Source organism: Lysobacterales bacterium (assembly GCA_019634735.1).
GTDB lineage: Bacteria > Pseudomonadota > Gammaproteobacteria > Xanthomonadales > UBA2363 > Pseudofulvimonas.
Window position 1 is genome coordinate 56,804 of the sequence record JAHCAT010000014.1, and the last position, 12,396, is coordinate 69,199.

The 12,396-nt window shown below is 69.1% G+C and carries 8 protein-coding genes; 2 read left to right on the plus strand and 6 right to left on the minus strand.

Annotated elements, in window-relative coordinates; all coding sequences use genetic code 11:
• Positions 1–65 precede the first annotated feature (65 nt).
• Complete coding sequence (locus tag KF823_13205; GenBank protein ID MBX3726862.1) at positions 66–2,756, plus strand: hypothetical protein; 2,691 nt, start codon at positions 66–68, stop codon at positions 2,754–2,756.
• Positions 2,757–2,876: 120 nt separating this feature from the next.
• Here the strand turns inward: KF823_13205 and KF823_13210 are convergent, their stop codons facing one another.
• Both KF823_13210 and KF823_13215 read right to left on the minus strand, forming a co-directional pair.
• Positions 2,877–3,890: a glycosyltransferase family 2 protein gene (locus tag KF823_13210; protein MBX3726863.1), complete on the minus strand. Its 1,014-nt coding sequence runs from the start codon at positions 3,888–3,890 to the stop codon at positions 2,877–2,879.
• A 40-nt stretch (positions 3,891–3,930) separates the two neighbouring features.
• Positions 3,931–7,773 carry a glycosyltransferase gene (locus KF823_13215; GenBank protein ID MBX3726864.1) on the minus strand — a complete coding sequence of 1,281 codons (3,843 nt, stop codon included), beginning with the start codon at positions 7,771–7,773 and terminating at the stop codon, positions 3,931–3,933.
• A gap of 233 nt (positions 7,774–8,006) precedes the next feature.
• Between KF823_13215 and KF823_13220 the strand changes: the two genes are divergently transcribed.
• Positions 8,007–8,723 carry a methyltransferase domain-containing protein gene (locus KF823_13220; protein ID MBX3726865.1) on the plus strand — a complete coding sequence of 239 codons (717 nt, stop codon included), beginning with the start codon at positions 8,007–8,009 and terminating at the stop codon, positions 8,721–8,723.
• Positions 8,724–8,810: 87 nt separating this feature from the next.
• Here the strand turns inward: KF823_13220 and KF823_13225 are convergent, their stop codons facing one another.
• The 4 genes from KF823_13225 to KF823_13240 all read right to left on the minus strand — a co-directional run bounded on the left by KF823_13225 (position 8,811) and on the right by KF823_13240 (position 12,354).
• A complete protein-coding gene (locus tag KF823_13225) occupies positions 8,811–9,509 on the minus strand; it encodes an ABC transporter ATP-binding protein (protein ID MBX3726866.1) in 699 nt (232 codons plus the stop codon).
• Positions 9,509–10,264 carry an ABC transporter permease gene (locus tag KF823_13230; protein ID MBX3726867.1) on the minus strand — a complete coding sequence of 252 codons (756 nt, stop codon included), beginning with the start codon at positions 10,262–10,264 and terminating at the stop codon, positions 9,509–9,511. Before KF823_13230 ends, KF823_13225 begins: the two co-directional genes overlap by 1 nt.
• Before the next feature lie 22 nt (positions 10,265–10,286).
• A complete protein-coding gene (locus KF823_13235; GenBank protein ID MBX3726868.1) occupies positions 10,287–10,760 on the minus strand; it encodes a hypothetical protein in 474 nt (157 codons plus the stop codon).
• Positions 10,761–10,995: 235 nt separating this feature from the next.
• The gene (locus tag KF823_13240) at positions 10,996–12,354 is read right to left on the minus strand and encodes a two-component sensor histidine kinase (GenBank protein MBX3726869.1); all 1,359 of its coding nucleotides are present in this window, start codon (positions 12,352–12,354) and stop codon (positions 10,996–10,998) included.
• Positions 12,355–12,396 lie beyond the last annotated feature (42 nt).

Genomic DNA, 12,396 nt, shown 5'->3' on the forward strand with positions numbered 1-12,396 from the left:
CGCCGGCCCGGCCAACCGGTCCGGTTACACTGTTGCATCGCGTTCAAACCCCGGGAGTGTCCTTGGTGCCCCCTCGTGATCCGTTTCGCCCGATCCTGGGCGCACTGTTGATGCTGGCTTGCCTGCCGGCCGCCGCAGGCGGCCCGGCCTTTCATGTGGAGGTCGCCGACAGCAGCACCTACCGGGTGACCTGGGAAGCGCTGGCCGAGGTGGCGCCGGACCTGGGCGAGGTCGACTCCGACCGTCTCCGGCTGAGCACCCGCGGCGAGCCCCGGATGCTGCATGTCCACGACGGCGGCGACGGCCGGTTCGGACCCGGAGATCATGTGACCTTCTTCGGAGAGCGCCTGCACGGTCCGGAAAGCTGGTTCGATACCTACGCCGTGCACAACGTCTATCGTCTGGAGGTCGCCGAGGTCCCCTCCGCGCTCTCCCCTGCCCGCGTGGCAACGACGCTGGCGCCCGCGCCTTTGCGGCGCAGTCTTCACCTTGAAGAAGAAAACCTGCAGATCCGCCTGAGCAACTCCTGGGTGCAGCCTGGAGAGGAGCCCGACCTGTGGTTCTGGGCCAAGCTCACCCATATCGACCCGGAACCGTTCCGGACCACCTTTGCCCTGCCCGACCTCGCCGATCGCGGGTCGGTGCGGCTGCGTCTCGGCTTCCGCGGCCTTTCGGAAGTCTGGGTGCCCGACCCCGCCGACAAGCCCGACGACCATGTCGTCGAGATCCGTCTGAACGGCGAGGATGTCGGCACCGCACGCTTCCAGTCGCGCAACCTGCATGACATTGAGATCGAGCTTCCCGCAGAAGGGCTGCTGGCGACCGGAAACGCCCTCGAACTGCACATCCCGCGACGACCCGCGCCGACCGGCGACGATGCCCTGGTCGACGTGGTGATGTTCAATACCCTCACCATCGACTACCCGATCAGGGGCGAGATCGACCAGACGCCGCTGCCCATCAAGGTGGCTTCCGACGGCGTTGTCCGCCTGACGGCCGGCCACGCGAGCACCCTGGCGATCTACGGCCGCGACGGCGGCCGCGTGCAAGGCACGAGGGAAGGCGACCACTGGCGTTTCGGCTCGCTCAGCGCCGGCGAATACCAGCCGGTCCCCGACGACGCCTATGCGCACCCGGCGCGCATACGGCCGGCCGCAGCGCACGCCTGGCGCACCGTCGACACAGGCTATGACTACCTGATGATCGGCCACTCGACCCTGCTGCCGGAGGTGGCGGCACTGGCCCAGCATTACGGCAACATGGGCATGCGCGTGGCCCGCGTCGACGTCGAACACCTTTACGACGAGTTCAACCACGGCATCGTGCACCCCCGCGCGATCCGCGACTTCATCAGCCATGCCTGGCACCAGTGGCCGGCGCCGAGGCCGCGCTTCGTGCTGCTGGTCGGCGATGCCAGCTTCGACATCCGCTCCGACCGGGTCGAGGACGCCCGCTACGCGAAGTGGGCAAACATGGAGCTGCTGATTCCCGGGCAGTTCGGCGAGATTCCCGGCCAGCACTATCAGGGCACCGACAAGCTGGGCGCACGGCGCAACCTGGTACCGACCTGGCAGTACCCGTCCGAAGAGGGCCATTCCGCCTCGGACAACTTCTTCGTCGCGATCGACGGCGACGACTGGCTGCCCGACCTGGCGATCGGACGGTTCCCGGTCGTGGAGCCGCTCGAGGTGGCCGAGATCGTCGCCAAGACCATCCGCTACCACGCCACTTCCGACTTCGGCGACTGGCGCCGGCGCACCTTGTTCGCCACCGACACCAGCACCTTCCTGCAAGAGGCCAGCGACCGCATCGCCGAAGGCCTGCAAACCGAGGGGTTCCAGCCCCTGGCGGTCTATCCGGGCGAGGACGAGCGCGACAACGAGGCGCACATCGGCACGCTCAAGCAGGCCATCAACGAGGGCCAGTTGCTGGTGCACTTCATCGGCCATGGCGGGCGCTACATCTGGCGGACCGGACCGCCCGACCTGACCCGCAACCACGACCTGTTCACCCTCGACCACGTCGCCAACCTGAGCAACGCCAATCGCCTGCCGATGGTGCTGTCGATGACCTGCTACTCGGCGCCGTTCGACCATCCCAGCGCCGACTCGATCGGCGAGCGCTTCCTGCGCGAGCCGAACAAGGGCGCGATCGCCGTGTTCGCCGCCTCCTGGCGCAACTCGCCGATCCCGCAGTTCAGCCAGGCCGCCATCGACGAGCTGATGGTCCCCGGCGCCCATATCGGCGAAGCGCTGATGCGCGCCAAGCGCACCCTGACCCAGCCCTCCACCCGCACCCTGGTCGAGACCTACAACCTGCTCGGCGATCCGGCCGTGGTGCTGCAACGCCCATCCCTGCCCCTCGAGGTCGAGGCCAGGATGCAGTCGCCCCGGCCGCACCTGGCGCTCAGCCTCAACGGCGCCGGGCCTGCGAACGGCCGGGTGTCGGTGGAATGGCAGGACGAGGACGGCCAGGTCGTCGCACGCAGCCAGCGCGAACTGCGCGGCAGCCGGCTTTTGGTGCCGGCGCCGCCCGGCGCCCTCCAGGCCCGGACCGCCATCGTCCACGTCATGGATTTCTCCAGCCGGCGCGATGGCCTGCTGCGCAGCGACCTGCGTCCGGAAATCACCGCCGCCGAAGCGGCAGCCGCCGCCGCCGCGGCGGCTGCCGCCGCTCCCGCGCCGATGGCACCGCGCAGCGAGCCCCGTCCCGCGGTCGCCGCCGACGACGAGATCCTCTACGACGGCGAATGGTAGGCAGGCGCGGTGCACAGCCGCGCATGACCAGCACGCGGCCAGTGGCGGGCGGCGAGCCGCCTGTCCTTGGGGCGCTCCGCTCCAACCGCAATGCGCCCGCGACGGTTTCCGCCTGACGGTTCAGCGCTTGGCGCGCCGCCACAGATCGCGCCAGGCAATTCGCAAGTAGCCGCGTTCGTAGAGACGGGGTTCCACCCAGCGCCACCAGGCGGACGCCGGCACCCGGCGGCTGCGTCGCACCCGGATGCGCTTGCGCAGCACTGCGGGCAGACCCACGAGGGCGTCGCGATACAGACGCAGCAGCGTCCGCCAGCGGCCCTTGCGGAGGTTGCGCAGCCAGATGCCACCGTGGGCAAGGACGATCCAGGGCAGGTGCGCCAGCAGCCAAAGCGCCGGTGCGTTCTTCGCCAGTGCCCAGAGCGAGTTCCTGATGCCGTGGTAGAGCACGAACTCGTTGTCCGGTCCGCCGCTGGAAGCGGAACCTTTGTGCAGAGCAACGGCGTGGTCGGCATAGGCGACGCCGAACCCCAGCCAGCGCGCCCGCATCACCAGATCGGTGTCTTCCGCGTAGCAGAAGAACGACTCGTCGAAGTACTCCCCGTGCGCCGTGTACAGTTCCCCGAGCAGCCGTCGCGACAACAGCATGCAGCCACCGGTCGGCCCAAGCAGGCGCTCGTCCAGCCGCTTTCGGTTCGAGGCGAGTCCGGATCGGTACAGCGTGATGCCAAGGCTATCGATGCGGGACGGGTCGTCGGCGGCCATCAGCCTGGCTGCGACCATGCCGGCATCCGCGGGCGCCTCTGCCTGCGCAGCCAGCAGCCCGGCGACCAGCACGGCACCAGGCAGGGTGTCGTCGTTGAGCAGCAGCACGCTCTGCACGGCGGCAACGGCGAGAGCCGCCTCGATCAGGCGATTCATGCCCGCCGCGAAGCCCAGGTTCCGGCCAGGCACCAGCAGACGCGCCGGCGGCAAGGCCGGATCGAATCGCCACATAGGCCCATCGCCGAGATCGCCCCGGTTGTCCAGGACCAGTACCGGCGCGCCGGCGGGAAGCTGCGGGACGGCACCGGCCAACGCTGCGGCGGTCGCCGCTGCCGAGCCGTAGTGGACCAGCAGGAGGGCCGGGACGTTCATGGGTGCGCCTGGAACCGCCTACGGGCGCACGCGCCGGAACTCATGGCGGCAGCGTGGCCGCGTAGTCGGGATCGATCTCGAAGCTGTTGCCGGGCCTGACGAAGTTGACGTTGTAGTAGGGGTCGCCGCGTTCGATCACCGCTCGATGCCGGGCGTGCATCCAGGCGGTCTCCGCCGCGAACCGCCGCTGCTTGCCGCTGTCGTCCTCGCCGCCGCGTGTCCGCGACTCGTGGTGGTAGAGCTGGGCATGCGGCGTATAGACGACGAGGTAGCCACGCTCGCGCGCGCGCAGGCAGAAGTCGACATCGTTATAGGCCACCGCGAGGTTTTCGGCGTCCAGACCGCCGAGCTCGGTGTAGAGCGCTGTCCGCATCATCGCGCAGGCGAAGGTCACCGCGCTGGCGTTCTGCAGCAGGTGCGGACGCGCCATGTAGCCCGGGTGATCGGCAGGCAGAAGATGGTGGGCGTGGCCTGCGAACGAGCCGATGCCGACGACCACGCCGGCGTGCTGCACAAGCTCATCCGGGTACAGGAGCCGGCAACCGGCGACCGCGACCTCGGGTCGCTGGGCATGCTCGAGCAGCGCCTCGATCCAGCCCGGCGTGATCACCTCGGTATCGTTGTTGAGCAGGAGGAGGTATTCCCCCTTCGCCTGCGTCACGACGTCGTTGTGAAGAGCGGAGTAGTTGAAGGGATGGTCCCAGCTCAGCACACGGACCCGTTCGTCGCTGGCGGCCAACTGCGAGAGGACGGTCGCCGTTTCCGGGTCGCTGCTCTGGTTGTCGACAAGCAATAGCTCGAAGCGATGCCAGGTGCTGCGAGCCAGCACCGACTGTACGCAGGTACGCAGCAGTCCGGGCTCGTCGCGGAACGGCACGACGATGCTCACCAGCGGCTCGCCGACGACGTCCCGGCGCACGTGGTAGGTATTCGGATAAGGCCCCAGATCGACGTGCCCTGCGATACCCCGACGGGCCAGGGAGTCGGTGAGCGCGCGCCGCCCCGCCTCCCAGGTGTAGGGCTTGGCGCTGGCGTCGGACGCCGTCGAACTGGGGATCATCCGCCAGTGGTACAACACCTTCGCGACGTGCCGTATCGTCCGGGCCCGCTCGCTCATGCGCAGCACCAGATCGAAGTCCTGGGCCCCGTCATAACCGTAGTGCAGGCCGCCGACAGTCTCGATCAGACTGCGGCTTGCGACCGTGAAGTGACAGAAGTAGTTGTTCGACGAAAGATAATCCGGCGAGAAGTCGGGCTTGAACACCGGCCCATGAACGCTTCCGTCGACGTCCATCTTGTCCTCGTCCGAGTAGACCAGGTCGACGGTCTCGTCCTGAAGCTCGCGGACGACCTCCAGCAGCGCATCGGCGGTGAGCACGTCGTCGTGGTCGAGGAATCCGATGAAATCTCCGGTAGCCATGGCCAAAGCGGCGTTGGTCGTTCGGGCGATGCCCTGGTTTTCCTCCAGCCGCAGTGTCCGGATTCGCGGATCGTCCAGCGATGCCAGGTAATCGATGGTCTCCTGGCGGGTCGAGCAGTCGTCGACCATGCACAGCTCCCAGTCCGGGTAGTACTGGCGCCGCACCGACTCCACCGCCTCGTGCAGCCAGCGCCGCTCGGTGTTGTAGACCGGCATCACGATCGAGATCTTGGGCCGCCGTCCTAGGCGGCGAAGCAGCGCGCGTGCGCGTGCGGCGTCCATGCGCGGCTCGCTGGAAACCGCCCGGGTCGGCGAGCCACCCTGCCGGTAGAGCATGTAGGACTGCGTGCGCGCGGTCAGGAACGGCAGCCGCCTGTGCAGCCATGTCACGAAGGCCCGCTTGCGGGCATGGCTGACGCCCGGAAACCCGTAGTACCAGCGGTACAGCCGCTGCTCGGTGGCGAACGACAGCCGCGGCGGACGGATCGCACCCGCCAGCCAGCGCATTGGCGCGGTCACCCGCCAGGACAGCGAAGCGCGCATGGCGCGGACCGATTCCAGCGCGAACTCGGTCTCCCCCGCCAGCCTCAGGCGCTCGGCGTCGGCCTCGTCGGCTCGCTCGCGTTGCCGGCGATGATGTTCGCCGAGTTCGGCCAGTCGCTGGCGAAGGTCGGCAATCCGGATCCGGCTGACTTCCTGATCGACCCGAAGCCTCGCGACTTCGGCATCCAGCTCGCCGGAGCGTTGCAGCAGGCGTACCAGCACGGTGTCCGTGCTGTGCTGCAGGTGCACCAGTTGTCGCTGCACGGTCTCGGATCCCGCAGACAGGGCGCGGGCGACCCGTGTATCGAAGGCCGCCTGGAAGCTGGCCAGCACCTCATCCGGCTCGGGCCAGCCGGCGACATCGATGGAAACCGACCCCTCGGCCGCAGCGGCGGACTCCAGGCAGGCATGCAGGGCGGCCTGCCTATGGCTCAGTTGGCCGTCCGGATCGGTCTCGGTCCGGTTGCGGCGCAGGCCGCCCCGCAGCAGCGAGGCTATCCGCTCCGCTGATGGCACGGACAGCTCCGGCCCACCCTGCCGTGCGAGCAGGCGGGCCAGTCGGGCAAGCTCGGAGGCCGGCTCGGCCACCAGTCTCTCGTAGCTGACGAACACCGCAGGTCGGTCGCCAAGGTCGGCAAGCAGACGCAGCAGGTACTTCTCCCAGAGCGACAGAACCATGGCGGTGGGGTAGATGCCGCGCGGCGTGGCCGCCAGCGAGGCGGCGATCGCCAGCGGATGGCGCACCGCCACCACCACGGCGGCATCCGGGACGACGGTTGTCCATGTCGGCAGCAGCAGGCTCAGTCGGGGATCCTTGAGCAGCCATGGTCGGTGCCGGTCCAGGTCCGAGACCAGGACCGCCAGTCGCTCCTGCAACGCTGCAGCGGCAGGCTCGGCGAAGGTCGCCGGACCCAGGCCCGCGACGCGGTCCCACTCCAGGTCCTGCGAGCGCAGGAAATCGACGTGGGCCTGGTAGATGTCGCGACGCTCCCAGTAGCCCTCCGGGTTGTCATCGGGATGCGCCTCGAGCAGGTCCTCCCCCGCGCCCAGCCAACAACCCATCTCGCCCAGGAGACGGGCCATCACCGAGGTGCCGGACCGGTGCATGCCGCACAGGAGTATGGCGCGACCGCTGGCGTTACCGCCGTTGGCGACCCTGACCCGTGCAAGCGTCACGGCAGACGGCGCGGCCGGCTCGCCCCGGGCGGCGACGGCTGGCGTCGACTGCCTCGCTGGCCGGCTGCGCAGACGCCACACCCCAAAGTACTCCAGCCCCGTCTCGTCGCCACCGCGCTCGCAGACCTGGACGGCATCGATCTCCAGCAGCGCCAGTGCCGACTCCATGAAGCGCACGAACGCGCCGCTACCCCAGACATGCACCGATTCGCGACGCGCCCGTGCGCGCCGCACGGCCGCCGCAAGCGCCGGCCCGGAGGCCTCGATCTCTGGATGCGCGACAGCGAGGAATGCCCGGTAGGCCTCGTCGTCGACGCGGTCGACCCCGGCACGCCAGGCGTCCGCCAGCGCCTGGAACGAGGTACAGGGCCGGTCGCGATCCTGCGTGTAGTGCTTGTCCGGCACCGAAAGCATCACGTGTCCGCCGGGACGCACCACCCGGAACATCTCGCTCAGCACCCGGACCGGGTTGGCGACATGGTCGAGCACCATGTTGGCGATGACGAAGTCGACGCTGGCGTCGGGGAACGGCGCCAGGCCTACCGCGTCGAGGTCGACCACATGGTCGACCGGCGCAACGACTGCCTGCGGCAGCTCCGGGAACACCTTGAGCGCCTCGTCGCGACTCATGCAGTCGACATACTCGACACGCAGTCCCTCGGGAAGGCGCGCGGGCGCATTCAGGGCGCCGAGTTCCAGGCCGTGGCCGGTGAGGTGGCGGTAGCCCGCCTGGCGATGCTGCATGTATCCCCCTGCTCAGGACCGGTGCGGTCGACGCTGCCCCGGCGGGACATGGACGCCGCTTCGGGCAAGCGACTATCTTAACCGCTGCCGGCGCCTCGCCAGACACAGCCGCGGACCGGGAGATCGGGATTGGACCGTCATGCCGCCATACTTCGGGACATCGACCGTTCCGGCCTGGGACTGGAGATCGGACCCAGCCACAATCCTGTCGCCCCGCGCCGGCTCGCTTCCGGGTGCAGACCGTCGATCACCTGGACAAGACCGGCCTGGTGGCAAAGTATACCGGCCACGGCGTCGAAACCAGCGCCATCGAAGAGGTCAATCACGTCTGGCGCGGCGAGCCATTGAGCGAACTGGTCGGCGCACCCGGCGGTTTCGACTGGATCATCGCCTCGCACGTGATCGAACATGTACCCGACCTGGTCGGTTTCCTGCGCGAGTGCGAACGCCTCCTGACCGCCGACGGAGTTCTGTCGCTGGCGATACCCGACAAGCGCTACTGCTTCGACCATCTGCGTCCTCACACCAGCACCGGCGAGGCGCTGCAGGCCTTCCTTGAGGGCAGGACCAGGCATCCGCCCGGTCTGGTGTTCGACTATTTCGCCTCGGCCGTGAAGCGATCCGGAGACATCGCATGGCAGGCGGGCAGCCGCGGCGGGCTCGAGGCCGTGCATTCGGTCGAGCAGGCCTGGGCACAGTGCCAGGCTGCATCGGCACCAGGCGCGGACTACCTCGACCTCCACGCCTGGCGATTGACGCCGGCATCGTTCCGGCTGATCGTCGGCGACCTGCGCCGGCTGGGCCTGCTCGATCTCGGCATCCTCAGCGAGATCGACACCGTGGGGTTCGAGTTCTTTGTTTCGATGCGTCGCGATGGCCTGGCGCCCCCGCCTGACCGGGTGGCGCTCGCCCTCGAGATCGGGCGCGAACTCGCGGCTGCGGCCCGGTAGTCGCGGGCCCGACACGGGCCCTGGAATCAACCCGGCCGGCAGGCCTGTGACTCATGCCGCAGCGCCCTGCCCGCCGACCCGCCCGGCTCAGGCCCGTGGCGCTGCCGCGTGGTAGTCCGCCATTACCCTTGTCACCGGGCCCTGGGCAACCAGGCGGCCCGACTCCAGCCATGCCGCGCTGCTGCAGAGCTCGGCGATGGTGCTGTCCTGGTGGCTGACCAGCACGCAGGTCATGCCCGAGCGCATCCGCCTGCGCAGGTCGCCGCCGGACTTCTCCAGGAACTCGGCATCACCGACGCCCAGCACCTCGTCGATCAACAGGACGTCGGGATCGGCCTGCATGGCCACCGAGAAACCCAGGCGTAGAACCATGCCGCTGGAGTAGCAGTTGAGCGGCTGCTCGAAGAAGTCGCCCAATTCGGCGTATTCGCGGATCGCCGGCAGGCGGAGCTCGATCTCGCGGCGGGCCATTCCCAGCAGCATGCCGCTGAGGATCGCGTTGTCCCTGCCGGAAAGGTGCGGCACGAAGCCCAGGCCCAGGGCGAGCAACTGGATTCGAAGGGGACGCGCCTGGACGATCCGGCCTCGGTCCGGGCGGAGGATGCCCGCCAGCACTCTCAGCAGGGTGCTCTTGCCGGCCCCGTTGCGCCCGATCAGGCCCAGGGTCTCCCCCTCGTGCAGCTCGAGGCTGACGTCCTCGACCGCCCAGTAGCCGCCGCGCCCGATCCGGCGCACGCCCTGGTAGGCCACGCCGACGTGGTCGAGGCGAAGCAGGGGCGCCGCCATCAGACCGCCAGCTTCGGATAGCGCGGCGCCAGCCGCGTGATCAGGGCCACGGCGAACGCCAGCACCAGCAGCGACCCCATGCCTGCCTTCGCCAGCAGCGCCCAATCCGGCCACTGCCCCCGCATCAGGATGTCGCGCGCCGATTCGATGATGCCGACCACCGGGTTGAACGCCATCCAGGCGGCGTAGGGCTCGGGCAGGTTGGCCAGCGAGAACACGACCCCGGAAAGGAACATCAGCGCCATCATGGCGTTCTCGATCACGAACCGGATGTCGGGCACGAACGGCACGATCGCGGCTGCGATCAGCGCGCCCGCACAACCCAGGAGCAGTTCCACCGCGAACACCAGCGGCAAAGCCAGGTAGGCCCAGCTCGGCGGATGGCCCATCGCCCACAGGATCACCAGCAGCACCAGGAAGATGAAGGCGAACTTCACCGTGTCGCTGAGCACCGCGGTCAGCGGAAACAGCAGCACAGGCAGGCGGACCTGACGCATCAGCGGAATGTTCAGCCAGATCGCATGGCTGCCATGGGTGATGCACGATTTCAGCCACTGCCAGAAGGTCAGGCCTATCAGCAGGAAAGGGATGAAGGCCGGATCGCGATTGCCCATGACCAGGCCGAACACCACCCAGAACACGGCCATGAACATGGCCGGCTCGAGCAGCCACCAGAGGAAGCCCAGGTAGCTGCGCGCGGATTCCGCCTTCAGCTCCGCGTAGGCGCTGAACCAGAGCAGCTCCAGGAAACGCACGGCGGCAGGCCGCGACTCCGGGTCAGTCGGCGGCGCGCCGCTTGGCCGGCGCGCGGAAGGTCGGTGTGAACTTCTCCCGGTTGCCGTTGGTCGAGATCGACTCGACGTAGTACCAGTAATCCTTGCAGGGATCGATGGTGTCGTCCCGGAAACTGTAGCTGTGCGGCTCGTCGGAGGTGCCGGCGCCGGGGATCGGTGCGGCGGTCAGGCGCTCGAACGGGCCGTCTTCGGCCTCGCCCCGGTAGACGTCGAAGCCGAAATTGTCGAGTTCGGCGGCGGTGCTCCAGCGCGGTGTGTTGGCGATGCGGGCGTCGGCCTCGACGGCGGACTGGTCGCCGCACTGGCCGACCGGCACTTCCGGGGCGGGCGGCGGGGCGGCCGCCTGCGATGCCGCCGCCGCGGGCTCCGCGGTCTCCGGCGCCGGTGCCGGCTCCTGGGCACGCTGACAGGCGGACAGAACCAGCGCAGCGGCGAGCGTGAGCATCAGGCGGGACATGACGGACTCCGGAAGTTGCGTGAATTCCAGCGCACACGATAGCCGAAGGCCAGCAGCAGCGGCAATCGCCCCCCGCGCGCCGGCGCCCCGGGCCTCCAATCCCCCCGGCGCGTCTGCCGGAGATGCCGCGCACCCGCTCGGCCCTGCGCATCCTCGACGACCTGCGGGCGTTTCCGGCGCGCTCCGGGTCCGATCGACCCTCCCGGGTCGGCGTCCGGCGAACCGCGCCCGGCGCTCAAGGCACCCGAAGCCGGAAGCTGGCGCCGCCCAGCGCGCCGGAACGGCCGACATCCAGGCTGCCCCGATAGGCGCGCAGGATGTCCTGGATGATCGCCATGCCGATGCCGTGGCCCTCGACGCGCTCGTCGCCGCGTACGCCGCGCTTGAGGACATCGGACACCCGGTCCTCGGGTATGCCGGGACCATCGTCCTCGACCGCGATCTCCAGCGCCTTGCGCCGTGCCCCGGGCAGCGCGATCTGGCGGGCGCTCAGCATGACCCGGCCGCGCGACCACTTGAATGCGTTCTCGAGCAGGTTGCCGAGCAGTTCGAGCAGGTCGCCGCGCTCCCCGTAGAAGCGGGCCTGGGGATCGATCTCGAATTCGCAGACGATGCCACGGGTCGCATAGACCTTTTCCAGGCTGCGCACGACCTCCTCCGCGGCCGGCTCGATCGCCAGCGGCGTCGCGAAGGTCTGGTGACCGGAGGTCGCCGCCCGCGAAAGCTGGTAGGCGACGATCTCGTCCATGCGCCGGACCTGCGAGAGCAGGTCCCGGCAGGCGGTCATCGGCGTATCGTCGCCTTCCAGGCGGGTGCGCATCACCGCCAGTGGCGTCTTCAGGCTGTGCGCCAGGTCGGCCAGGGTGTTGCGGTAACGCACCAGGTGTTCGCGCTCGGTGACGATGAAGTCGTTCACGCTTTCGGTCAGGCCCTGGATCTCGCGCGGGTAGTGACCGGACAGGCGCTGCAGGTGGCCGCTTTCGATCCGGGTCAGCTCCGACTGCACCCGGCGCAGCGGCGACAGCCCCCAGCGGAACAGCCCGAGCATGATCACCAGCAGGAACATGCCCGCCGCGCCCAGGTACACCCACAGGGTCTGGCGGAACACGCCGATCTGCTCGCGCAGGCCGGAAGCGTGCTCGGCGACATGGATCGTCAGGCGCAGCTCCTCGTCGTCCGGAAGCTCCCAGACCACGCCCTGGCTGAACCTGAAGATGTCGCCGACCGGGCTGTCCAGCGGGCCGTCGAAGCGGATCTCGCCCGGCGGCAACTCGTCGTCGAAGGGCAGATCGCGGGCAAGCGCGGATGCCGACTCCCAGCGCAACCCGTCGCCGGTGATGCCGGCGTACAGGCCGGAGCCGGGCTGGTCGAAGCGCGGCTCCGGCGCCACCTCAGGCAGCACCAGTCGGCGGGAGATGGTCGGGTCGGAGCCGGCGATGTAGGCCCAGACGTAGCTCTGCAGCCGTTCGCGCAGCGCGGTGAGCGTGCTCTCGCGGAACGCCTGGTCGAGCGCGAACCCGGTCAGACCCAGGAAGCCGACCAGGGCGGTGGCCAGGACCAGCAACAGGCGCGATTGCAGCGACCAGGGGCGCACGGGGGATCGCCTTCGTCCCGCTCAGGCGCGGCGGGGCCGGAC